This is a genomic window from Halobacillus litoralis (assembly GCF_009856445.1).
In the GTDB taxonomy this organism is placed as follows: Bacteria; Bacillota; Bacilli; order Bacillales; family Halobacillaceae; genus Halobacillus; species Halobacillus litoralis.
In genome coordinates this window covers 101988-127500 of the sequence record NZ_WMFA01000006.1, presented here as the reverse complement: position 1 = coordinate 127500, position 25513 = coordinate 101988, and the positions used below count along the sequence as shown (strand labels likewise).

At 43.0% G+C, this 25513-nt stretch carries 20 protein-coding genes, 1 tRNA gene and 1 riboswitch (1 of these 22 running past the window's edge); of the genes, 18 read left to right on the top strand and 3 right to left on the bottom strand.

The window, feature by feature from the left end:
* Window positions 1-375, top strand: the 3' portion of a protein-coding gene (locus GLW00_RS14920; RefSeq protein ID WP_160915405.1) for a DUF559 domain-containing protein. The gene continues 54 nt to the left of window position 1, outside the view; 375 of the gene's 429 nt are visible here — the last part of the coding sequence; its start codon lies beyond the left edge, outside the window; the stop codon is at window positions 373-375.
* Window positions 376-419: 44 nt separating this feature from the next.
* On the opposite strand, the gene ade is transcribed toward GLW00_RS14920, so the two are convergent.
* Window positions 420-2153 carry an adenine deaminase gene (gene ade, locus GLW00_RS14915; RefSeq protein ID WP_160915423.1) on the bottom strand — a complete coding sequence of 578 codons (1734 nt, stop codon included), beginning with the start codon at window positions 2151-2153 and terminating at the stop codon, window positions 420-422.
* A 53-nt stretch (window positions 2154-2206) separates the two neighbouring features.
* Window positions 2207-2308, bottom strand: a riboswitch (purine riboswitch).
* 131 nt (window positions 2309-2439) lie between these two features.
* Here ade and GLW00_RS14910 point away from each other — a divergent pair.
* The 11 genes from GLW00_RS14910 to GLW00_RS14860 all read left to right on the top strand — a co-directional run bounded on the left by GLW00_RS14910 (window position 2440) and on the right by GLW00_RS14860 (window position 12684).
* Window positions 2440-3612, top strand: coding sequence for a TraB/GumN family protein (locus GLW00_RS14910; RefSeq protein WP_160915403.1), 1173 nt, complete (start codon window positions 2440-2442; stop codon window positions 3610-3612).
* A gap of 144 nt (window positions 3613-3756) precedes the next feature.
* Window positions 3757-4278, top strand: coding sequence for a hypothetical protein (locus GLW00_RS14905; RefSeq protein WP_160915401.1), 522 nt, complete (start codon window positions 3757-3759; stop codon window positions 4276-4278).
* A 333-nt stretch (window positions 4279-4611) separates the two neighbouring features.
* Window positions 4612-5064, top strand: coding sequence for a hypothetical protein (locus tag GLW00_RS14900; protein WP_160915399.1), 453 nt, complete (start codon window positions 4612-4614; stop codon window positions 5062-5064).
* An 817-nt stretch (window positions 5065-5881) separates the two neighbouring features.
* A tRNA-Gly gene (locus GLW00_RS14895) sits at window positions 5882-5955 on the top strand.
* A 131-nt stretch (window positions 5956-6086) separates the two neighbouring features.
* On the top strand, window positions 6087-7796 hold the full coding sequence (locus GLW00_RS14890; protein WP_160915397.1) for an ABC-ATPase domain-containing protein: 1710 nt from the start codon (window positions 6087-6089) through the stop codon (window positions 7794-7796).
* A gap of 17 nt (window positions 7797-7813) precedes the next feature.
* Entirely contained in the window at window positions 7814-8947 is a 1134-nt protein-coding gene (gene queG / locus GLW00_RS14885) for a tRNA epoxyqueuosine(34) reductase QueG (RefSeq protein ID WP_160915395.1), read from the top strand.
* Between the two features lie 72 nt (window positions 8948-9019).
* Entirely contained in the window at window positions 9020-9568 is a 549-nt protein-coding gene (locus GLW00_RS14880) for a methylated-DNA--[protein]-cysteine S-methyltransferase (protein ID WP_160915393.1), read from the top strand.
* Between the two features lie 84 nt (window positions 9569-9652).
* Window positions 9653-10522, top strand: a complete 870-nt coding sequence (locus GLW00_RS14875) for an amidase domain-containing protein (RefSeq protein WP_160915391.1) — start codon at window positions 9653-9655, stop codon at window positions 10520-10522.
* Between the two features lie 51 nt (window positions 10523-10573).
* On the top strand, window positions 10574-11050 hold the full coding sequence (gene trmL / locus GLW00_RS14870) for a tRNA (uridine(34)/cytosine(34)/5-carboxymethylaminomethyluridine(34)-2'-O)-methyltransferase TrmL (protein ID WP_160915389.1): 477 nt from the start codon (window positions 10574-10576) through the stop codon (window positions 11048-11050).
* A gap of 356 nt (window positions 11051-11406) precedes the next feature.
* A complete protein-coding gene (locus GLW00_RS20945; protein ID WP_369126783.1) occupies window positions 11407-11973 on the top strand; it encodes a transposase in 567 nt (188 codons plus the stop codon).
* Window positions 11974-12429: 456 nt separating this feature from the next.
* Window positions 12430-12684 (top strand): hypothetical protein, encoded by a 255-nt coding sequence (locus GLW00_RS14860; protein ID WP_160915385.1) that lies wholly within the window; start codon window positions 12430-12432, stop codon window positions 12682-12684.
* 40 nt (window positions 12685-12724) lie between these two features.
* On the opposite strand, the gene lipA is transcribed toward GLW00_RS14860, so the two are convergent.
* Together lipA and GLW00_RS14850 are read right to left on the bottom strand one after the other, a co-directional pair.
* Window positions 12725-13669 (bottom strand): lipoyl synthase, encoded by a 945-nt coding sequence (gene lipA, locus GLW00_RS14855; protein WP_160915384.1) that lies wholly within the window; start codon window positions 13667-13669, stop codon window positions 12725-12727.
* A gap of 19 nt (window positions 13670-13688) precedes the next feature.
* The gene (locus GLW00_RS14850; protein WP_439108899.1) at window positions 13689-14504 is read right to left on the bottom strand and encodes a lipoate--protein ligase family protein; all 816 of its coding nucleotides are present in this window, start codon (window positions 14502-14504) and stop codon (window positions 13689-13691) included.
* A gap of 192 nt (window positions 14505-14696) precedes the next feature.
* Here GLW00_RS14850 and GLW00_RS14845 point away from each other — a divergent pair, with 192 nt between their 5' ends.
* From GLW00_RS14845 to odhB, 6 genes are all read left to right on the top strand, one after another.
* Entirely contained in the window at window positions 14697-14876 is a 180-nt protein-coding gene (locus tag GLW00_RS14845) for a hypothetical protein (RefSeq protein ID WP_160915382.1), read from the top strand.
* Window positions 14877-15245: 369 nt separating this feature from the next.
* Entirely contained in the window at window positions 15246-17141 is a 1896-nt protein-coding gene (locus tag GLW00_RS14840; RefSeq protein ID WP_160915380.1) for a PrkA family serine protein kinase, read from the top strand.
* 84 nt (window positions 17142-17225) lie between these two features.
* The gene (gene ppx / locus GLW00_RS14835) at window positions 17226-18761 is read left to right on the top strand and encodes an exopolyphosphatase (protein WP_160915378.1); all 1536 of its coding nucleotides are present in this window, start codon (window positions 17226-17228) and stop codon (window positions 18759-18761) included.
* Between the two features lie 154 nt (window positions 18762-18915).
* Window positions 18916-21015, top strand: coding sequence for an RNA degradosome polyphosphate kinase (locus tag GLW00_RS14830; RefSeq protein WP_160915376.1), 2100 nt, complete (start codon window positions 18916-18918; stop codon window positions 21013-21015).
* 205 nt (window positions 21016-21220) lie between these two features.
* Complete coding sequence (locus GLW00_RS14825) at window positions 21221-24088, top strand: 2-oxoglutarate dehydrogenase E1 component (RefSeq protein ID WP_160915374.1); 2868 nt, start codon at window positions 21221-21223, stop codon at window positions 24086-24088.
* Entirely contained in the window at window positions 24075-25403 is a 1329-nt protein-coding gene (odhB, locus tag GLW00_RS14820; protein ID WP_160915372.1) for a 2-oxoglutarate dehydrogenase complex dihydrolipoyllysine-residue succinyltransferase, read from the top strand. The genes GLW00_RS14825 and odhB overlap by 14 nt, the downstream gene beginning before the upstream one ends.
* Window positions 25404-25513: the final 110 nt, after the last annotated feature.

The following is a 25513-nucleotide window of genomic DNA, read 5'->3' as shown; positions in this document are numbered from 1 at the left end:
GCCATTTTACTGACACTAAGAGTCAGAAGCGAGGAGCAGCCGGAAGCAGTGGATGCTGAGGGTTTCAGCTCAAATTTAGTCCGTAAATTGTACGAAGGGTTTCTTGCTTATGGCCTACAACCTACTTTGCGTTATCAAGTGGAAAAGTACACGGTTGATGTCGCATTTCCAGAATTGAAAATTGCTGTAGAGGCTGTAGAGCATGACTTTCTCATCTCTTCTGATGTGTGGGAAGATGAGTGGGAAAAAGAGTCATACCTTAAAAATCATGGTTGGACTGTTATGAGGTTCAGTGGAGCGAGGATCGATGAGGATCTTTCTCGGATTGTTGAAAAGGTGAGTCGAGAGATGACGGGTAAGTCTAACTCCAGTTAAGGAAAAATAAGAAGTCAGGCGAATGCCTGACTTCTTATTTTTTGTTAATTAGATACAGAAATGTGTTTCGCTTCTTTTGTGCTATAAAGGCCCTTATCGGTAAGCTTCAAGCTTGGAATGACAGGTAGGGTAAGAAACGACAGGGTAAGAAAAGGGTTGAAATCATTTGTGAAACCCAGGGTTGACAGATCTTTGTGAATGTCTATTAATTGATGAGCTACCTTCTCATACCCTTGATCTGACATCAGTCCAGCTATTGGAAGGGGCAGGGAAGAGAGTGGTTTTCCTTCATGAAATAAGGTCATCCCTCCACCGATGCCCCCTAAGTGTTGGATCGCTTTTTCGAGATCTTCATCGTTTGTGCCTAAGGCTACGATATTGTGGGAATCATGGGCAATGGTTGTTGCAATCGCTCCTCTTTGAAGCCCCATTCCTTTTACAATCCCAAGTCCAATATTCCCCGTATGGTGATGTCTTTCTACGACGACCAACTTCATATGGTCTTTGCTCACCGAAGGTTGAAAGTAGCCTGATTCTATCTCCACCTCTTCTATAAGGTGATCGGTTTTAATTTGGTTTTTGTTTATCTGAATGATGTTCGCCTTTTTTGATTCAGTTATAGAAATACGCAGCTGTTCTTTTGAAAGGTTTGGAATATGAACACTGTTTGTGATTTTAGGAGAACTTGAAGAGGAAGAACGAAAATCATCCACTAATTCTCCTTGGAAAGCCACTTTCTTTCCTTTCTTAAAAACCTGTGTCACCTTCAGTGCATGTAAGTCATCAAAAAATAGGAAGTCGGCCATGTATCCCGGTGCAATCGCTCCTTTATGGTGGAGTCCATAACACTCGGCTGCATTTATTGTAGCCATTTGGATAGCGGTGATTGGATCAAAGCCCAGGGCAGAAGCTAACCGGATGTGATGATCAATGCTTCCTTCATTTAAAAGGTCATCGATATGTTTATCATCTGTACAGAAAAGGCAACGTCTAGCGTTTTTTTCGTTCACTACAGGCAGAAGGGCTCTCAGGTCTTTGGCCGCAGACCCCTCACGGATACTCACATACATCCCCCGTTGAAGGCGTGCGAGGGCTTCTTCTACAGTATTGCATTCATGATCGGTTTGAACACCTGAACTTGAATAGACATTTACAGCATCTTCATCCAACCCTGCAAGATGTCCGTCGACATAGCCGCCTGCTTGGATTGTTTGTACAATCTTTTCCAATAACCCTGGGTCAGCGTTTTTCAGTGATGAATAATCCATCACTTCTCCAAGACCCAGAACTTGTGAATCAGCATGAAAAGGATGAAGATCCGAGGCCTGTAATTCTGCTCCTGACGTCTCAAATGGCGTGGCTGGAACACTGGAAGGAAGCATAAAGTGAAAGTCCATGGGAAGGTTTTTAGCGTCATCGAGCATAAACTGGAGGCCATCTGTTCCAAGGACGTTTCCTATTTCATGAGGATCGGTAATCACCGTGGTCACACCGTGAGGAATGACGACTTCAGCGAACTCCGAAGGCGGGACCATGGATGATTCAATGTGTACATGAGAATCAATGAAAGAAGGGGCCTTGTACTGACCTTGAGCGTCCATCACTTCCTCTCCTTCATATTCTCCTAACCCTGCAATGAACCCATCAACGATCGCAACATCTTTATGAATGATTTCCCCATTGAATACGTCGACGATCTGCGCATTTTTAATGACTAGGTCAGCTGGACGTTCTTTATTTGCTACTTTGATTCTTTCCGTTAGTGTTTGAATTTTCATCATTTTGTTCCTCCTCTTTCTTAAAGCCTGTGCGTGTGCAGAAATCAAGAGAAGGATAAGAATATCCTTCTCGTAGTCAAACCATTTACGGTGGTTCGGTAGAGACATTTGGACCTTATTTCCAAATTTATACGCAAGGTTTTTATTATAATTATAGGAGATTCTATCCTTCCTCAAGATGCTTGTCAATGGCATGTTTTTAGGTGAAAGGATTCTCATTTGAGCTCATCTAGTTTAATATGAGAAGGGAGAGAAAATAAACGGTAAGCAAAAAAGGAAGGTTCAGATGTCTGCAATGGAAGAAAACATTACGCGAATTCATATAGATGATAAGGAATATATACTTGTTGGCACGGCTCACGTTTCGAAAGCAAGTGCTGAACAAGTTAAAGCTGTTATCGAAGAAGAGCAGCCAGATTCAGTTTGTGTCGAACTTGATGAGCAAAGGTTTCAGTCCATCCAAGATGGTGATCGTTGGAAGAACACAGATATTTTTGAAGTGATTAAAAATAAAAAAGCCACCTTGTTGCTCGTTAATTTAGCGATTTCCTCATTTCAGAGACGTATGGCAAAACAGTTTGGTATCCAAGCGGGCCAGGAAATGATCCAGGGGATCGAATCAGCTGAAGAAGTCGGGGCAAAGCTTGTGTTAGCTGACCGGAATATTCAGATTACTTTTTCAAGAATATGGGGCAACATCGGTTTCGGTGGGAAGATGAAGCTGTTATTATCCATCTTTTATGGCATCTTCAGTAACGATAAAATCTCTGAAGAAGAGTTGGAAAAGATGAAATCCCAGGATATGCTTGATGGGATGCTGCAGGATTTGACGGATAACTTTCCAAAGTTGAAGAAACCTTTGATTGATGAACGAGATCAGTACCTGGCCCAGAAGATTAAAGATGCACCAGGAGAGAAGGTAGTCGCTATTCTAGGAGCCGCCCATGTACCTGGAATCAAAGAAGAGATCCACAAAGAACACGATTTAAAAAAGCTCAAACAGCGTCCGCCAAAATCGAAAGCACCGAAGATCATTGGGTGGAGTATCCCCGTGTTAATTGTGTCCATCATTCTCTACACCTTCTTTTCGAACCCGGCTGCAGGTACACAACAAACCATCAGCTGGGTGCTTTGGAACGGGTCTTTTTCTGCCATAGGAGCAGCGGCAGCCCTGGCCCATCCTTTAGCTATAGTGTCAGCATTCGTCATGGCGCCGATTACATCATTGAATCCATTGATTGCTGCAGGCTGGTTTGCCGGGATTGTCCAAGCTTATTTCCGACGTCCAAATGTAGCAGACTTTGAAACGTTGTCTGATGATGTAACAAGTGTAAAAGGTTTCTGGAACAATAAAGTGACTCGTATTCTTCTCGTTGTTGTACTAGCCAATATCGGAAGCTCCTTAGGGACATTCATAGGCGGTGCGGATGTCATTCGATTATTTTTAGAAAACTTATAGATTGTTAAAAAATGATAAAAAGGAGAAGCTTTCATAAGCTTCTCCTTTTTATTTACTGCTATATAATGGAATGTTACAATTGCATTACAACAAAGTATCGGAAAATATAAAATTATAAAAAATCATAGGAGAAAGGGATGGAAAATGAGTAAGTTCGTAAAAGGAACTTCCATTCTTGGTGTACTCGCACTAGGATTTGGAGTGTGGCAGATAACGGAAGTCGATCAGCAGGAGAATGTAAATGTTCAAGCTATCCCCAGTGATGATCAATCCTATGAAACGGTGATTATAGACAAAGCAGATCCTGAAGAATTGGATGGGGTAGTGGAAGAAAAATTTGTTGATAACCGAACACTACAGTCCATTCGGGAAAGTATGGACGGGAATGAGGATATGAAACAGTTAATCGATGGTCTTGGACGGGGAGTAGAGGCAGACTTGGGAGAACACCACGTAGATACAGAAGAAGATTGGAAGGAATTAGAGCAAGACACGAAAGAAAAGCAAGTAATGATCAAAAAACTGATGGATATGACAAGTCATGAAGATTTAAAGCAAATGGCTGCCGTAGCGCTCAAGAAACTGGAGCAAACCATTCAAAGTCGTCAGTTTACCTATTACAAAGAAGCGGTCGAGTCGTTTAAAGTTCTTTCTGATCGTCTCTAAATGTGATGGTAAACCAAGCCTTGCCAAATTATACATACAATTGAGGAGTGGGTGCTCTCTCCTTGTATTCCTTTTTTCAATTGCCGATTACAACGCATGAACGGATATGGTTTTTATATTCCCCGTAATGGATGTTTCTTCTTTGCTTCCATTATGGGGGTTTTCTATCTAAACCTATGAAAAAGGGTGAGGCTTGTCGAATGAATCAGCCCTTCGGAACCCCGGCCCCTGTTTTATGTGGTAAAATTTGTTTATTTTTCACATTTCGCGTTTTCACAAGTAAAGTAAGGGGGATGAGAAGAATGAACAAATTCTTAAGGAGGTTACAAATACATGTCCATCCAACTAAAAGAAAGATTGGGTACGGAAGAGTTAAGTCATTTGAAGACCGCGGCAATTCTTGAATTTACGGAGGAGTTATTCGAATCAGATCAATACCGTTTGTTAGAAGTCATCGACTCTGATCAACAACAGCTGTTTATTGTGAATCGTAACGACCGGACGCTAACGGTGCTCAGCCTTTCCCAGGACATGGCCTTGAAAAAAGAAACGTTATTTACAGATCGTATTATTTCTATGAAAGAATACTTTGAAGACTATAGTTTGTCAGAAAACACCCCTCCTCGTAAAATTGAGGTTACCTTTATGGAGGGTCGCACCTTATTGATTGAGCCTGAAAGCTCCAAAGAACAAAACAAAGATTACAAGAGGGACGACGTCAGAAGGCAAGTCGAGGAAGATTTTGAACATTTAATCGCTGCTTTGAAAAGTACGGTTATCTTATAAAAGGTAAATAGATTAAAAATATTTGAGAAACCGAGGTGCTGCACTTCGGTTTCTTTTTATGTCTATAAAAGAATAAGGGAGGATGGCATTAGTAGTTTTTTCTTATTTTTTGTATGGTGATGTCTGGATCGTATAAAAATGAGTTTACAAGGGATCCTAAGGGAAAGTACCATCTCACTACCTCTGAAAAACTAATCCACTCACTTAAGATGCTCTATTGTTTACAGCAACATGTTTAGCAGAACTACAGCTAAAATGCTTGTTGGGGGTGAATCTTATGGATTCTACTACTTTAGTTGATCTCTTCAAACTGTTCATCGACTCTATCCACTTTATTGCTTTTCTAGTGTTCTCCATGATCTACGTGTATCAGTCTAAGAAAAGTTGATTGGTTTTTGTAGCTTAAGAAGTCTGGTAGAGATATGATTCTCTCTACGTTTATGGAAGTGGAGGAGGTGGGGAAGCGCGTCATTTTCTGCCGCCCTGCTTCCCTTTATCAAACATTTTAAAATGGCTTCAGGGTTAAGGCGCATGACTATAACTCGTGTTGAGAAGTTTAAGGGGAATGGTTTTTTGGTACACTACATAAAAGCATATTTATACGAAACTAATAAAGTAAAGAAGAAGTTAAATTTCGACAAAAAATCGTAAATTTCATGTTGCGTCGCTAGATTTCGAATGTTATGATTACACATGTAAACGATAAGAGTTGTCCGAACAACTCATGACCCCTACAAACTTTGCTACTTTGAATAACCGAGTAGAAGGTGGGGCATGAACGAACCTCGGCAAAATATGAATTATGATTTTTAATTACGCGGGTGTAGTTTAATGGTAAAACCTCAGCCTTCCAAGCTGATGACGAGGGTTCGATTCCCTTCACCCGCTCCAATGCTATTATTTTATACTTATGTGAACCAACGCAGTGTTTCGTTAAATGGGTAACGAAGCATTGCGTTTTTTATTGATGAAATTTGGATAAACCCTATAATAGACCTACTTGTTCAAGGGAGGAATCCATGATGAAAAAATTGCAGCAACATTTGAAACAAATCGATGGTAAAAGTTATAAAGCCTATAAACAAATTCAAGGGACGTATTCATTCGACAGATATGATTTAATGATTGATTATGTCCAGGGAGACCCTTTTGCTGCTCCTTCTAAAATCCGTATCCGTATTCCTGATTCGGAGCGGAGGATTTTTCCGGAGTGGAAAAATAACTCCCGCAGGAAGTATTATGCCGAAGATCAGATCACGAGAGCGATTGCAAAAACCATTTATAAAACTCAAACCAGTGTGAAAGGTTCCGGGAAAAGTGGAATGATCGCGATCGATCAACCGGGACAGGAAATTTTGGAAAGAACGTCCGTTTCTTTGAACACAGAGGATATGACGGTCTGTCTTACGGTTGGCCTGCCGGCGAATGGCAGGCGAATCAATGGGAAACAAGCGGAAAAGCTTTTCCTTTCTATTCTCCCGGAGATCATGAACCAATCTGTTTTTGCTATGAAAGATAAAGAAATTGAAGCGGTTTGCCAACTTGCCGACCAGCATCAAACGATCCTTGATGAAATGGAGAAGAATGATTGGATTTCCTTTGTTGCTGACGGGGCGATACTTCCACGGGAGAGTGGCATTAGTCAAAAGCCGATGCGGGGGGCTGTCCCTTTTGCAAGCCCTGAATCAAATCGGGTGACAATCAACCTTCCTCACAAAGAAGAACCTTTAACCGGCATGGCATTGAAGCGTGGAATTGTGTTAATCGTCGGCGGGGGCTATCATGGTAAAAGTACCCTGTTGAACGCAATGGAGCGTGGCGTGTATCCTCATATGGCAGGGGATGGACGTGAGTATGTGCTGACAGATCCTTCTGCCGTAAAAGTGAGAGCGGAAGATGGACGTCAAGTATCCACCGTGGACATATCTCCATTCATTAAAAACCTTCCCCATGGTACAGATACGACAAAGTTTTCAACGGAAAATGCCAGTGGAAGTACATCACAAGCGGCCAATGTCATCGAATCCCTGGAGGCAGGTGCATCCAGCTTGCTGATTGATGAAGATACGAGTGCAACAAACTTTATGATTAGAGATGAGCGCATGCAGGAACTCGTAGTGAAAGAGAAAGAACCGATCACCCCGTTCATTGATAAGATCAAACAGATGCGCGATGAATTGGAAGTTTCTACGGTTCTGGTCATGGGGGGATCGGGCGACTACTTCCAAGTGGCTGATGATGTCATTATGATGGATCAGTATATCCCCCACAATGTCACGGAAAAAGCGAAGGAAATCGCCAGTAAATATCCGAATGGACGTATGGAATCGTCTGATGCTTCCTTTGGTGCTGTACCGAAACGTTCCTTTTTACCTCAAAGCCTGCAAACACGTAAAGGAAAAAAAGAAAAGGTCCAGGCCAAGGGTATGCATAAGATTTTGATGGGGCGTGAAGACATCGAGTTAGATCATGTGGAACAGCTTGTAGATGCATCACAGACAAGGATGATCGCTGATTTACTCCTTCATTTAGATAAAAAAGGCGTACTGAAGCGAGGGAATTCGCTTCATGAACTGCTTGATTCTATTGAGCTTCAATTGGATCAAAAAGGTCTGGCTTCATTTGCCCCGTTTAAAGACCAGCATCCAGGTGAGCTGGCTAGACCAAGACGTTTCGAAATTGCTGCTACGCTGAACCGGATCCGGACAGCGAAAGTGAAAGACTTGAGATAGAAAGGAGGTGTGTCAGGGTGGATTTTCATCAATTCAAAGAGGAAGTCATTGCCTACAGTAAAGAAATCGGAATTGACAAAATTGGATTTGCTTCCGCTGATGTTTTCGGCGAGTTGAAAGCGCGCCTGAAAAGACAGCAGGAACTTGGCTATCAGTCCGGTTTTGAAAAAGGATCTGTTCAAGAGCGCACAGATCCTGGCCGGCTGCTTCCCGGAGCTCAATCCATTATTTCCATCGCCCTGGCCTATCCTTCAAAAATGCATGATGCTCCAAAAAGTAAAAAAGGGGACCGGCGAGGGATTTTCTGCCGGGCTTCCTGGGGGCAGGATTATCATGATGTTGTACGAGACCGCCTCAATCGTCTGGGTGCCTTTTTACAGGAAAAATTTCCGGATGTGGAACTGAAATCAATGGTGGATACGGGAGAGCTATCTGACCGCGCTGTAGCCGAGCGTGCAGGTATCGGTTTTAGTGGGAAAAATTGTGCCGTTATCACTCCTGAATTTGGTTCATATGTATATCTAGGAGAGCTGGTTACGAACATTCCATTTGCCCCGGATGAACCGGTCGATGATAGTTGCGGAGACTGTAACATCTGTGTCGATGCATGCCCAACCGATGCCCTCGTTCAGGGCGGTCAGTTGAATGCCAATCGGTGCATCGCATTCTTAACACAGACGAAGGATTTTTTGCCGGATGAATTCCGGACGAAAATCGGAAACCGTCTTTATGGCTGTGACACTTGTCAGACCGTTTGCCCAAAAAACCGCAAAAAGGATTTTCATAATCATGAAGAATTCAAACCAGATCCGGAAATCGTCAAGCCGAAATTAACCCCATTGCTATCGATTTCAAACCGGCAATTCAAAGAGAAATTCGGTTTCATTTCAGGATCATGGCGTGGGAAAAAACCGATTCAACGAAACGCCATTCTTGCTCTTGCGCATTATCGTGATGAAACTGCTATTGATGAATTGATTCGGTTGATGAAGGAAGACCCTCGTCCTGTCATTCGTGGCACGGCGGCCTGGGGGCTTGGAAAGATTGGCAAAACCGAGTGTTTTGCAGCTATCGAAGAAGCAATGGCTAAAGAAGAGGATGAACAAGTGCTTTTTGAAATGGAAAAGGGCGCTCAATTTAAAAAACTGTAACCAAATGTACCTTTTCAACATATGAAAGCTCTTGTATAATAGAAAAAACTGTTAAAGAAGAAGGGGTTGAATATGAACCATCAATCGTTCTTATACTATGACACTTTTGAAACTCCTTTGGGCCCAATGACTGTACTAGCGAATGATGAAGGCGTCTGCCGAATCGACTATGGGCATTATGAAGACCGGCTCGCTACCTATCAATCTTGGAAAAAGAAGCATTTTCTCAAAGGTGAACTGGTGTATGACCCCGAACACAAATATGTCGCACAGACGAAACAAGAGCTTACCAGCTACTTTGAGGGACATCGGAACGAATTCCATGTGCCTTTAAATTGCTACGGCACAGATTTTCAACGACAAGTATGGAGGACGCTTCTCCATCATGTCCCTTACGGGGAGACCAGGTCCTATAAGGATATCGCTGCTTCCATGCATGCTCCGAAAGCGATTAGAGCTGTTGGAGGCGCGGTGAACCAAAACCCCTTTTCCATTATTGTACCTTGTCATCGAATTATCGGTAGTAATGGCAAGTTGGTCGGCTATGCCGGCGGTCTAGATAAAAAGCAAAAACTATTGGAATTTGAAAAAGAGCACCAAACGATTAAACAAAACCACTGAAGCAGGCTCCATCACATGGAGGCTGCTTTTTTGATGTTCATGTCCTTCTTTGCTTTTCATAAGATGTAAAAGGAGGGGAGAGGCATGAGTCATACATATCAACTGCAAGTGTACTGGGAAAGAATCATGGATCGATTGTTCGATCAGGAAGATCACCAATGGTTGAGGAAAAAAGTGGATGGTATTGAAGAACGGGGACAGCGGCTGCAGCGGCTCACTTTTAATATCCATCCATATCATCGTGTCGCCTACGAAAATCAAACCCACATCCAGTATCTTTTGACTATATCCCTGCTTATTAAATCCGGAAGATATCATTTCTTAGAAGAAGGTCATTATCATGGGGAGGCACGGTTTGTGGGGGGAGAGTTAACGGACCACCTAGTGAGGACAGAAATGTTGGAGGGCAATAAGGTCTCAAAACCTTTGCCTGTGGATGTGGCGACAGACCAAGACCGAGAACGATCACGATTTACTTACAATCGTAGAGAAGCTGTTCGATATGCCGACCGTTGGTGGGACAGCTACAATCCCGCCTATAAAAGTTTTGATGTCGATTGTACGAATTATGTATCCCAGTGCATACGTGCAGGTGGAGCGTCAACCTGGGGCGCACCAAATCGGACGAAAGGATGGTGGTATGGAAGCGGAAATTGGAGCTATAGCTGGACGGTCGCTCATGCCCTGCGTTGGTATTTGGGAGGAGCGAGGAAAGGCCTGACAGCCACAGAGGTTTCCTCTGCTGATCAACTTTCGCCAGGTGACATCATTTGCTATGATTTTCAGGGAGACGGAAGGTTTGATCATAACACCTTTGTTGTCAGAAAAGATTCCAATGGGATGCCGCTTGTAAATGCACATACATCCAACAGCCGCCATCGCTATTGGGCCTATGAAGACTCCACGGCTTATACCCCTGATATTCAGTACAAATTTTATAAAATTGATGGCTGAAGAGTATGGTATAATAGTCTAGTTGACTAAGATTAGACTGAGGTGAAACGTATGCCTAACCATATTGTACTCTTTCAACCGGAAATACCAGCAAATACTGGAAATATCGCTCGGACGTGTCTTGCTACGAATTCTGAATTGCACCTGATCCGCCCTCTGGGTTTTTCGACGGATGATAAGATGGTCCGCCGTGCAGGATTGGATTATTGGCATAAGGTCAATGTGAATTATTACGAGTCCATTCAAGAACTTTATGAAGCCTTTCCTAAAGGGGAAATTTACTATATAGAGAATTTCGGTACGAAATCATACGTAGATTTTGACTTTAGTGATGTTGAACAGGATTTGTTGTTCGTTTTCGGGCGTGAAAGTGACGGGATTCCTAAAGACCTTTTAGAAGGGTTGGAGGATCGTTGTTTGAGAATACCGATGACCGATCAAGTGAGATCACTCAACCTGTCCAATACAGCTTCCATTATTCTTTTTGAGGCTTTAAGACAACAAGGTTATCCGAACTTAATTAAATGAAGCAGAGAGGCGGCCGTATGTGGTCGTCTTTTTTGATGTGTTCTGCGTTTTTGAGTGAGAATTCTATATTGGTGCCAGGCACCGGGATGAGCTGATAGGGTGCCAGGCACTGGGACGAGCTGATTGGGTGCCAGGCACTGGGACGAGCTGATTGGGTGCCAGGCACCGGGACGAGCTGATAGGGTGCCAGGCACTGGGATGAGCTGATTGAGTGCCAGGCACTGGAGCGAGTTGTTTAGGTGCCAGGCATCCAAACAAGGCATCCAAACAAGCGTGGCCGGAAGCTAAGTAAAACGACTATAGATTACGATAAAAAGAGGATTAATTAGGATTATGTCGAATTTTATCTATAGAAAATGTTCATGAAGGGAGTAGTTTCATTGGCCAGGAAAAAGCGCTTTTGGTTCCCCGGAGCAATCTTTCACATTACTGCTCGAGGAAATCGAAGGCAAAATATCTTTTTAAATGATACAGACCGATTATCGTACTTAAATTTTTTGAAAGAAGTAAAAAAAGTACATGGTTTTAAATTACATGCTTACTGTTTAATGAGTAATCATGTCCACTTAATTATCGAGATCAATGATTCCCCGCCAAGTTCTATCCTCCAGCAACTCCACACTAAATATTCCAAGTATTTTAATTCCAAATATGAGTACACCGGCCATTTGTTTCAAGGAAGGTATCATGATGAAATTATACTTAATCGTGAGTATTTTTTGACAGCTTGTAAGTATGTACACAAGAATCCTGAAAGAGCCAATTTAAAACGATTGTTATCTAATCACCTGTGGACGTCGCATAGTGCCTATATTAATAAAGAATCAGATCCAATAGTGGATACGGAACTGTTGAGAGAGTATTTAATGGTAACTTACGAAGAGTTTATGAAATTTCATGATGTAGAGGACCCTGCTACTTAATAAAGAGTAAGGGTCTTTTTTTATGTGAAGACTCGAACATAAAGCCTGGCACTTCGAGAAGACATTTTGGTGCCTGGCACCCGATTTAAGGCACCCGATTTATGTGGCACCCGATTCATGGCACCAATAAAACACAAAAAAACGCATCCATAATGGATGCGTTTTTGCTGCTTATTTTTTTGGCGTACCAGGTTTTGTGTCATATCCGGCACTGAAGATAGCAGTAAGAAATGCGACACAGACAAGAATGATCAATGTAAGATTCATGAGTGGTCCTCCTTTATGTAGCCAGACAAGCATGATTAATTCATATTATACCCTATTTATGGGTGGATGTGAATTGTTTGTCCAGTTAAAATTATCCTTTGCCTGATGACACATGCCTATACGTCAGGGCGGGCGTTTACATAGAGTGAAGGGTAGGTGAATAACCAAGGATGGATTGGAGGAGCATAAATGAACCATTACCAATATTATTATCACCCGTACCAAGTCGAAGAGGACTTCCGCAATGAGGATGAACGTTTCTTCTTTTTAGGACCATTTGCTGGTGGACTGCTCGGTGGATTCTTGGGGGGAGCTCTGGCACCTGGCTTTTACGGAGGATTTGGACCCCCGCCTCCGCCACCACCTTACTACGGTGGAGGACCCGGATACGGTGGACCAGGATATGGATATAACCGACCTCCTTATTATGGAGGGCCATGGTAAAATAGATGCCCCTCATGAACCAATCATGAGGGGCAATTTTTTAGAAGTTCGTAGTATCCAGTTCTTTTCCTTGGGATTCGTAGCCTTGCATGTACTTGATGCGGCGCTGGGCGGATGTGGCGTTCACCTGCTCATCTGCGTGATAAGATGAACGGACCATAGGGCCTGCTTCGCAGTGTTTGAATCCTTTCTCAAGAGCAATTTCCTTAAGCTCTTCAAATTCGTCCGGATGATAGTAACGCTCGACGTTTAAATGTTTCTTTGTCGGCTGTAGATATTGACCGATTGTCATGATATCAACGTTATGGGCAAGAAGGTCGTCCATGGCTTCAACGATTTCTTCTTTCGTTTCACCTAAACCGACCATGATGCTTGATTTGGTCGGAGTATTCGGGCGAATTTCTTTTACACGTTTCAACAATTCAAGAGAACGATCGTACATCGCGCGAGCACGCACTTTTTTCGTCAGGCGTCGGACGGTTTCGATGTTATGGTTGAAAATATCCGGCTCTCCGTCCATTAATGTGTGAAGACTTTCATAATCACCTTTCATATCTGAAGGGAGGATTTCAACGGTACAACCCGGTACACGGCGGCGGATGGCTTTCACTGTTTCAGCGAAAACGGCAGCACCACCATCATTTAAATCGTCACGCGCAACAGCGGTCACAACGACGTGCTTAAGTCCCATGATTTCCACAGAATCAGCGACACGTTCTGGTTCGCCCCAATCTAGTTCGTTAGGAAGTCCTGTTTTGACCGCGCAGAAGCGGCATCCTCGTGTACATGTATCTCCAAGGATCATGAATGTCGCCGTTTTTCGTTCACTCCAGCATTCGTGAATGTTTGGACATCGGGCTTCTTCACATACGGTGTTCAGTTTTTTATCACGCATCAGCTTTTTCAAGCCTGTGTAGGATTTATTCGTATTGATCTTTATTTTCAGCCATTCTGGTTTTCTTATGTACTCTTGATCTTTGGCCATTTCATTCACTCCTTATTCATTAGCGTGAGTAGTTCCATTCGTCATTTTCATAACGTTCTTCTGCAATTTTTCTTACTTCGTCCCATTGTGCTTCTGTTGGGGTAAAAGGCTCAAGTTTAATACCCAGTCCTTTTTCGAAACCATTTTTAAAAGCTTTTTTTGTATCTTCGAAAGTTACTGGGTGATCAACGATTTGGTTGATCGCTATGGCTTTGTCACCGAAGGCTTTTCGTGCGCGTTCTTTAATGCGTTCATTTTTATAGATGAACATGTCGAACAGTTTCACATCATCGACATCAATGGGGATGGACCCATGTTGAAGGATAATCCCTTTCTTTCTTGTCTGTGCACTTCCCGCTGCTTTTTTACCTTCGACAATAAGTTCATACCATGAAGGTTCTTCAAAGCATACCGCGGATCCTGCTACATCTAATTTTCCTTCAGGAACAGCGAATTCTGCTTGTATGTCAAGGTTTGTGAATCCTTCAAGCAAACCTTTTGATAGGACAAGGTAGGCTTCTTTTACAGAGTCTGGCATATCCGGATGATTTTCCGAAACAATTACACTATATGTGAGTTCATTGTCATGTAGGACAGCTCGTCCACCCGTCTGACGGCGAACAAGCTCATATCCATGCTTTTGGACGCCCTCCAAATCAATCTTTCCTTTGACTTTCTGAAAATATCCTACAGATAATCCAGCAGGCTCCCATCCATAAAAGCGGAGTACAGGAGGAATGTCTCCATTGCGGTGCCAATTCATCAAGGCTTCATCCAATGCCATGTTCATCGCAGGGGTGCAATGACCTGAATCGACAAAGTACCATGTTTCCATTTGCAGTCCTTCTTTCTATTGTGTAGCACTTTATCCTATTAAAATATTCGTAACAATTCTAACAAGGGGATATCATCGTGTCAAAATTTACTAACAAGCGTAAATTCAACCTTTAGGACTACTTACTCATTGCAAAAAAATGGACATACAATCCGGTACTGTTGATTTATAATAAAGGAAGGAGGGATGATCGTGAGCCAAACGTTGATTTCCAGCATCCTTTTCTTGGTCAGTGCAGCAATTTGGGCATTATTAGCTATATTTTATGACGATTTCAGGTGGCTTAATTTGTTTCTGTTTATTGCTTTTTTGGTCATGGGATTGTCCAAAAGACGCAGGTATACTCAAGAAAAGGATTACGAAGAGGACTAACTTTCATGTTGGTCCTCTTTTTTTCTGTCATGAATGAACAAGGTAGGCATAGGGTGGATAAGAGGGCTTTACCCTCACTTTTCAGTTGACTCTTCATAGTTAGCGTTTTGAAATTATGTTTTCGAAAGGGTTGTATCCACCAGACACCTGGAATGAATGGTAGGTTGCGCGTTTGTTCAGTTGCAGCGGCCAGACACTCGAGACATAAGTCAACCGCCTCCGTGGTGGAAAAACACACCACTGCGCCGTTTGCCTTATGCTTGTCGCGTCTAACCAGGCCGCTTCCACATTTCTAAATTACACATGTTTTACAGTAGCCAGGCATAGGATGTATTAAAATTCGTCTCTTACGACGGGGGAGGTCGCGAAGTGGACATTTTAAAGAAAATACAAGACCACCGGGAACAAGAAGAGGAACTGAAATGGGAAGGTACATTCTCAGAGTATTTGGAATTGCTGAAAGAGCGTCCGTATTTGGCTCAATCCGCCCATTCCCGCGTTTACAATATGATTAAAAGTGCGGGGGTAGCAGAAGAGCACGATCATAAGCGTTACAAGTTTTTCGATGAGGATATTTATGGACTGGATGAAGCCATGGAGAAGCTTGTGGAAGAATATTTCCACCCGGCTGCGAGAAGGCTGGATGTTAGAAAGCGTATCCTTTTACTGATGGGACCTGTCAGTGGTGGTAAGTCAACGCTCGTTAATTTACTTAAACGTGGGATGGAGAAGTACACGCATACCGATGAAGGGGCTGTCTTTGCCATTAAGGGTTGTCCGATGCATGAGGATCCTTTACACCTTGTTCCGAACCATCTGCGTAAGGATTTCCAGGATGAGTACGGCATTCGTGTAGAGGGAAGTCTATCCCCGTTAAATACGATGAGAGTTGAAACAGAATATGACGGAAGGATTGAAGATGTTTTAGTTGAACGTATCTTTTTCTCAGAGGATAAGCGTACAGGCATTGGTACGTTCAGCCCGTCCGATCCAAAATCCCAGGATATAGCGGACTTAACCGGTTCTATTGACTTCTCTACGATTGCCCAGTATGGTTCTGAATCAGATCCCAGGGCTTACCGTTTCGATGGAGAATTGAATAAAGCAAACCGTGGGATCATGGAGTTTCAGGAAATGCTGAAGTGTGATGAGAAGTTTTTATGGCACTTACTCAGCCTGACTCAGGAAGGAAACTTCAAGGCTGGTCGCTTTGCCCTAATATCTGCCGATGAATTGATCATCGCCCATACGAACGAAGCGGAATATCGTTCTTTCATAGCCAATAAGAAAAATGAGGCCTTGCATTCACGGATGATTGTTATGCCTGTCCCTTATAACTTGAAGGTGAGTCAGGAAGAACGGATCTATGAAAAAATGATCAGAGAAAGTGACATCAGAGATGTGCACATCGCCCCGCATACACTGAGGGTTGCGGCGATGTTTACCATTTTAACCCGGTTGAAGGAGTCGAAAAAAGCTTCTGTCGATGTACTGAAGAAAATGCGCCTGTATGACGGTGAAATTTTAGAAGGATTCAGCGATGTAGATGTGGAAGAGCTGAAGAAAGAGCATGCGGACGAAGGAATGAGCGGCATTGACCCTCGTTATGTCATTAACCGCATTTCCTCAACCATTATTAAGAAAGAGTTGACGTCTATAAATGCGCTGGATGTGCTGCGTTCGCTGAAAGACGGGCTTGGAAGCCATGCTTCCATTTCCAGTGAAGATAAAGAACGTTATCTTGATTTCATTTCGCTTGCTAGAAAAGAATACGACGAAATCGCGAAGAAAGAAGTGCAGAAGGCTTTTGTCTATTCTTATGAAGAGTCAGCTGTCACATTAATGGATAACTATTTAGATAACGTAGAGGCCTATTGCAACAAGGCGAAACTTAGGGATCCACTGACCGGTGAAGAATTGAACCCGGATGAGCGCCTCATGCGTTCCATTGAAGAACAGATTGGTGTATCAGAAAATGCGAAGAAGGCGTTCCGTGAAGAGATCTTGATCCGAATCTCCGCTTATGCTCGAAAAGGCAAGAAATTCGACTATCAGTCTCATGAGCGGTTACGTGAAGCCATTCAGAAGAAGTTGTTCGCAGATCTGAAAGATGTTGTCAAAATTACCACGTCCACGAAGACGCCGGATGAGCAGCAACTTAAGAAAATCAATGAAGTGGTTGCGACTCTCGTTGATGAACATGGTTACAATTCCAGTTCTGCCAATGAATTATTGAAGTATGTCGGTAGCTTGTTGAATAGATAATGGGCAACCCCCAGCCGCTCTCTTATTCTATTAAGAGGGCGGTTTCTTGTGGTATAATGGCCAAAAATGAAGTGTGGTGAGACGATGGCCAAAAAATATTATGCAATTATTGATGTCGGATCGAATACAATGCGCCTAGTCATTTATTTAAGGGAAAAAGGTGGACGTCTACGGGAAGTGGAGAATGTGAAAGCTGTTGCCCGATTGAGGAATCACCTCATGGACGACGGCCTATTATCTACTGAAGGTATCCAAATCCTTTTGACCACTTTAAAAAGCTTCAAACAAGTCGCAGAGTCATATCCTTTGGAGGAGATCGTTTGTGTAGCGACTGCTACCATCAGGCAAGCGCAAAATCAAGCCGAAATCATTCATCAGGTATCGGATCAAACAGGCTTCGATATGCGAATACTTTCCGACCAGGAAGAAGCTTATTATGGGTATTTGGCTGTAGTGAACTCTACACCTGTGACAGAAGGAATAACGGTAGACATCGGTGGAGGAAGTACAGAAGTTACATATTTTAAGGACAGGGAATTGGTAGAATCCCATAGTTTCCCATTCGGAGCACTCACGCTTAAACAAGACTTTTTTAAAAAAGATCTTCCTACAGAGGAAGAAATGTCTGACCTTCGTCATTATTTGATTGAGCAATTTCAATCTCTTCCATGGCTGAAGAAAAAGAACGTCCCGTTGATCGGAATCGGGGGAGGGGCACGTAACCTCGTTCAAATTGATCAGAATTTGAAAGAATACCCTCTCGCAGGTCTACACCAGTATAAAATGAAGGACAGTGACCTTGCGTTTATTAAGAACTACCTTTTCACCTTGAATATGAAGAAGTTGCAGAAGGTTGAGGGGCTGTCTAAGGATCGTGCGGACATCATCCTTCCCGCAACCGAAGTCTTCCATTCTTTATATGATACGGTCCATGCTTCTGGTTTTATCTTAAGTAGAAAAGGGTTGCGTGACGGTATTTTCTTCGAGCAGCTGACGAGTGAGATGGGAACAGCCCTCTTTCCGAATGTGTTAGAGGAGAGCATCCAGGAATTGATCAGTGATTATGAGTTGAATGTGAAACACATCCAGCATGTTCAGCACCTGGCCCACGAATTGTTCCATCAGCTCCACGATCATGGAATCGGTTCTTTGAGGAAAAAAGACTGGCAGGAAGTGAAAAGAGCAAGCTATGTGTTTAACCTTGGAGAATACATTGACAATGAATCAAGCTCCCAGCACACTTTTTACCTTCTTGCTAACCGTACGATTGACGGATTGATGCATATGGAAAGACTACGGATGGCTCTTATGGCTTCTTTCAAAAATAAGACAATCTTCAAGCAATTCCTCAATCCATACAAACAGTGGTTCTTGAAAGATGAACGGAAAAAGATCCGCCTTCTCGGGTCCATGTTGAAGTTTTGTTATAGTCTGGACAGCACCCGCAGGCAGACGGTGGAAAGGCTGGAACTATCCAATGATGGAGATGACCTCCGGGTAACTCTCTATTGTAACGGTGCTTACATGCCTGAGGAATATCAAGCAGAAAAACAGAAAAAACACTTGGAAAAGTCACTGAAGAAGACTATCGAGCTTTCTTTTGTGGAAAATAAAAAGTAGTCCGTTCCCGGGCTGCTTTTTTTGTCATTCTATTTTTTGTCTTATCGTTCGACATTTTCAATCAAATTTTTACAAAAAGTTAACTTTGCATTCATATGTGGAATATATGGATGTATTAACCTATATGTGAATACATGTGTAAAGGGTGTGCGTTATGTCAACAGAAATGAAGACGAAAGAACTGGATAATCCACTTTTTTATAATAATCGAGAGCTCAGCTGGCTTGGCTTCAATGAACGGGTTTTGGATGAAGCTCTTGATATGGACAACCCTTTGCTCGAACGGTTGAAATTTTTAGCTATTGTCTCTTCCAATCTTGATGAATTTTTTATGGTACGCGTCGCGGGATTGAAGGACCAGGTCAAAGCCGGCTTTAATAAACCGGAAAACAAAGCCGGATTGACGCCAAAGCAGCAACTGAACAAAATTGCTGAGATTAACCACAAAAATGTGGAAAAGCAGTATGCGGCCTATCAGGCGATGAAACCGGAATTGGAAAAAGAGGGAATTACGATTTTGTCCATTGACGACCTCACCAAAGAGGAAATCAAGCGCTTTGAAACCTATTTCGATGAAGAGATTTTTCCCGTGTTGACCCCTATGGCAGTGGATGCCTATCGTCCTTTTCCGATGCTTTTGAATAAGTCCATCAACCTGGCTGTCGTCATTCGGGATGAACTCGACCAAGAGGGAGCAACGAAAACGGCGATTGTTCAAGTGCCATCCGTACTGGACCGTTTCGTAAGTGTGAACCATGATGATAAATATCAGTATGTTTTATTGGAAGAAATCATCGGTCATTTTATGAATAAGCTCTTCAAAGGGTATAAAGTTGAGTCGATCACAGAGTTCAGAATTACGAGAAATGCTGATATGACAATTCATGAAGAAGGCGCCCGTGATTTATTAAAAGAAATAGAGAAAGAATTGAAGAAACGGAAGTGGGGAGCGGCTGTCCGTCTGGAAGTGCGGGACGGAAAATATGATGAGAAATTGGTCAGCTTTTTATTGAATGTCCTCGAAATTCATAAAGATGACTTATACATTACAAATGGACCGCTGGACTTAACTTTCTTATTTAAATTCCATAAAACGTTTGAAGACATCAAGGACCACCTTTATTACGAAACGTTGATGCCTCAGCCTCCGCGTGATTTGAGTAGTGATGAAAATATTTTTGAACAAGTAATGGATCGGGATGTTTTCCTACACCATCCGTTTGAATCTTTTGAACCGGTCGTAGACTTCGTCGCGGAAGCAGCAGATGATCCACATGTGCTGGCTATCAAACAAACATTATACCGGGTTAGTGGAGATTCACCGATTATAGAAGCTCTCAAGCGTGCGGCGGAGAAAGGGAAGCAGGTCACCGTACTTGTTGAACTAAAAGCACGGTTTGATGAAGAAAACAACGTGCAATGGGCAAAAGAATTGGAAAAAGCAGGTTGTCATGTCATTTATGGAATGACTTACTTGAAAACGCACAGCAAAATTACTCTGGTGGTCAGGAAGAAGAACGAAAAAATTGAACGTTTCGTTCACCTGGGAACAGGGAATTATAATGACCAGACAGCATCGCTTTATACAGATATGGGAATCATCACAGCCAAGCGGAAGTTTGGAATTGATGCCACAGACTTTTTCAATTATTTAAGCGGGTTTACCGAGAAACCGCAATTCCATCATCTGTCGATGGCTCCGTTTGATATACGAAATGACTTTATCCGCTATATCAACAATGAAATCCGTTTCCAAAAACAACATGGCAATGGGCGCATCATCTTAAAAATGAATTCTTTGACGGACAAAAATTTAATTATGAAGCTTTACGAAGCCTCTCAAGCAGGTGTGCAGATTGATTTAATCGTGCGTGGAATCTGCTGTCTGCGTCCCGGGATCCAGGGTTTCAGCGATAACATCCGTGTCATTAGTATTGTTGGTCGCTTCCTGGAGCACAGCCGAATTTATTATTTCCATCATAATGGAGACGATCGTGTCTTTCTATCCTCTGCTGATATGATGACAAGAAACATGGTCAAGCGTGTCGAACTTTTATTCCCGATCTATGAACCAGTGATAAAAAATCGTTTGCAAAAGATTTTATCTGTCATGCTGAGTGATAATGTCAAAGCCAGGGAACAAAAGAATGACGGGTCCTATGAACATGTTAAACGCCCTGAAAACGCGCAGCCCATCAATAGTCAGATGAAACTTTACGATATGGCTTACCGTGTCTTAGAGGATGAAGAATAACAACGATATATCACTTTAGTGGCAAAAAGTGAAAAAGGCGTACCCATCGGTGCGTCTTTCTTGTTATAATGGAATGGATTTGGTCATTATTAAAAAATTAAGCGAAATTTGTTGAATACGGAAGCGTTTCAATTCTATAATAGTACATGGACTTGGAAACGTTTTCGAGGAAACATTAGCCAACAACTACTTGGGGGTATTCTACGTGTCTAAACAAGGCTCCACTCAAAACTTTTGGGAAAATTTCCATGGCCCCAACATGGGGTACATCGAAGAACAATTCGAACAATATGAAAACGATCCTAGTGCTGTCGATCCTTCCTTGAAGGAAATCTTTGATGAGCACGGGGCTCCTGCATGGATGGGAAGCGATATGGTTGCCGAAACCAATGGATCTGCTTCACCTTCTGAAAGGGATATAGCTAAAATTACCTCAGCTTTGAAACTTGTTGAGGCTATTCGTCGTCATGGTCACCTGCAGGCGAATATTTACGCGGTAGGCAGTGATGAGCGACCTAAAACAAATTTGCTTGAGTTAGAAACATATGGACTACAAGAAAAGGATCTAAAAGAAATCCCGGCTGATTGGGTGTGGCCTGATGCCCCAATGAAACTGGATAACGCACTTCAAGTAGTCAAAACATTAAAAGAACGATATGCAGGGACCATTTCTTTTGAATTTGGTCATGTGAATAACGAAGATGAAAGAAAATGGCTTCAGGATAAAGTCGACACTGGTTCTTATACCGTGTCACTGACAGATGAAGAGAAGAAGCAATTACTATACCGTCTGGCCGAAGTAGAAGGATTTGAAAATTTCCTTGCCAAAACATTTGTTGCGCAGAAGCGTTTTTCTATTGAAGGCTTGGACATGATGGTGCCGATGCTTGATCATATTATCCAGTCAGCATCAGGTGACAAAATAAAAAATATCATGATGGGCATGGCCCACCGTGGTCGTTTGAATGTACTTGCACATATCCTTGGAAAACCTTATGACCGCATTTTTTCTGAATTCCACCTTTCTCCCGATAAGGAGCTAATGCCATCGGAAGGTTCGATGGGAATTAATTATGGGTGGACAGGTGATGTGAAGTATCACTTCGGTGCGAGAAGAGAAATTGAGAACGGTGAACAGTCGGCTACGCGTGTGACTCTAAGCCACAACCCTTCACACTTAGAATACGTCAATCCTGTAGTAGAAGGATTTACACGTGCGGCTCAGGATGACCGATCAGAGCCGGGTTATGCAAAAATGGATGAGGACGAGGCATTCGGCCTTTTGATTCATGGTGACGCTGCTTTCATCGGAGAAGGTGTGGTAGCAGAAACCTTGAACATGAGTGACCTCCCTGGCTATCGCACAGGTGGAACGGTCCACATTATTGCTAACAACCTTGTCGGTTTCACGACGAATAGGAAAGACGGACGCTCGACACGTTACGCGAGTGATCTTGCCAAAGGGTTCGAGATTCCTGTTGTTCATGTAAATGCTGATGATCCGCTAGCTTGTTTATCAGCGATGGCCCTTGCGTATGAGTACCGTCAGAAATTCCATAAAGATTTCTTGATCGATCTCGTCGGATATCGTCGTTTCGGTCACAATGAAATGGATGAACCACGCTCTACACAACCGAGACTTTATAAAGAAATTGACGAACATCCGACAGCTGCTGCTGTCTTTGAAAAACAGCTACAGGAAGCATCAGTCGTAGGTGATGGTGCTCTTAAAGATATGAAAGCGGAAGTGGAACAGAAACTCCGCGATATCTATAACAATATGAACGAGCATGAAACGTCTTCTCCTGATGTCAAAGATCGTCCGAGTGGAGTGGAACGTAATCTCGACGAAATCGATACAGCCATCGATATTGATCGTCTAAAAGGTTTAAATGAAGGTATGCTGAAGCGTCCTGAAGGTTTTAATGGTTTTAAAAAGCTTGAGAAAATTCTCCAGAGGCGCAGTAAAATGCTTGATGATGGTCAGAAAGTTGACTGGGCTACAGCCGAAGCCCTAGCATTTGCATCAATTCTTGAAGATGGACGTCCTATTCGAATCACAGGTCAAGATACGGAGCGCGGAACATTTGCCCACCGACACCTTGTTCTTCATGATGTGGAAACAGGGGAAACGTACTGTCCTCTTCACGGATTAGAACAGGCAAATGCCTCTTTTGACATTCATAATAGCCCATTGTCCGAAGCTGGGGTTATTGGGTTTGAGTACGGATATAGTGTCCAGGCTCCAGAATCTCTAGTCCTTTGGGAGGCACAGTTCGGTGATTTTGCTAATGCTGGACAAGTCATCTTTGACCAGTTCGTATCTGCCGGCCGTGCCAAGTGGGGTGAAAAGTCCAATATGGTCTTCTTGCTTCCTCACGGATATGAGGGACAAGGGCCTGAGCACTCGAGTGCGCGACTGGAGCGTTTCTTACAGCTTGCTGCTGAAAACAACTGGACGGTTGCCAATGTCACGTCTTCTGCTCAATACTTCCACTTGTTAAGAAGACAAGCAGCTATTAGTAATCAGGAAGAAGCGCGTCCTCTTGTGTTGATGACACCGAAGAGTCTCTTAAGAAATCAACGAGTGGCCGTTTCCGGGGAACAGTTCAGCACTGGACGCTTCCAACCGATTATGAAGCAACCAATCTTATCTGAAAACAAAGATAAAGAAAAAGTGAAAACACTTCTTCTCGGAAGCGGGAAGATCATGGTCGATATCGAAGATACGGTAGATGGTACTGATCAAACCTTTGAGTCGATCGATGCCGTAAGAATCGAACAAATCTATCCGTTCCCTGAACAACGATTAGCTGAGATGTTAGAGTCTTATCCTAATTTAGAAGAATTAGTATGGGTCCAAGAAGAACCGCAGAACATGGGTAGCTGGTACTTCGTCGAAGGGATTTTGCACAAGTTGTTGAAAGAGGGGCAGATTCACCGCTTTGTCGGTCGTCCGCACCGTGCTTCACCTTCCGTCGGCGAGCCGAACATCCATAAAACGGAGCAGAATCGAATCATTCATGAAGCGCTACAGATGTCTAAAGGAGGAGAAACAAATGAAGGAAATTAAGGTTCCTGAATTAGCTGAATCCATAACAGAAGGTACAATATCAGAATGGCTCGTCAAAAAAGGGGATCAAGTGGAAAAAGGCGACCCGATTCTCGAGCTTGAGACAGATAAAGTAAACGTTGAAGTGAATGCAGATGCCAGTGGAGTTATTGCTGAGTTGTTGAGAGAAGCTGGAGACGACGTAGAAGTCGGCGATGTGATTGCTAAAGTCGATGAAAATGGCGAAGCGGGAGGTTCAGACGAAGACACTTCTTCTGATGATGAGGAAGAATCTGAACCAAAAGAAAAAGAAGAGAAATCCAACAAAGAAGAAGAATCTCAGAAAGAAGAAGAGCAGCAACAATCTTCTGAAGAGAAAAAAGAGTCTTCCAGTAAGGATTCTAAAGACGTGATTGCTACTCCAGCCGCTCGCAAACGTGCGCGTGAACTTGGAATTGATTTGAGTGAGATTTCCGCTCGCGATCCCCTTGGACGCATCCGCCCTGAAGATGTTGATGCAGCTGCCAAAGGAGAAAGCAAGCAGCAATCTAAAGGTTCATCCAAGTCTTCTTCTGAGGACCAGTCTAAGAAGCAGGAGAAGAAAAAAGAAGAAACGAAGAAAACAGAATTTGATAAGCCGGTCGAGCGAGTGAAAATGTCCCGCAGACGCCAGACCATTGCTAAGAGACTCGTTGAAGCCCAACAGGAATCTGCAATGCTTACAACGTTCAACGAAGTGGATATGACTAATGTTATGAAGCTCAGAAGTGAGCGTAAAGAATCCTTCCTGAAGAAGCATGACATTAAATTAGGATTTATGTCCTTCTTCACAAAAGCTGCAGTTGGGGCATTGAAGGAATTCCCGCTACTGAATGCCGAAATTCAAGGGAACGAAATCATTAAGAAACAGTTCTATGATATCGGGATGGCCGTTTCCACAGATGAAGGTCTCGTCGTTCCTGTTGTCCGTGATGCGGACCGTCTTGACTTTGCCGGAATTGAAAAAGGAATTGCAGACCTTGCTACCAAAGCCCGAAACAAAGAGCTTGGTCTTGATGACTTGCAAGGTGGATCATTTACGATTACGAACGGTGGAATATTCGGATCTATGCTTTCCACCCCGATTTTGAATGCACCTCAAGTAGGAATCCTTGGTTTGCATAACATTGAAAAACGCGCGAAAGTTATGCCGGATGACTCCATCGAAGCTCGTCCGATGATGTACATTGCTCTTTCCTATGACCACAGAATCGTAGATGGAAAAGATGCGGTACAGTTCTTGCGCAGAATTAAAGAAATGATTGAAGATCCATTCGATCTCTTGCTCGAAGGCTAAAACCAATCCCCTTCCACAACTCCCGTGGAAGGGGATTTTATATTCCTAATCACACAAACGCTGCCTATACTTGAATAACATATTTACCAGCATGGACTATCAATCTGCTT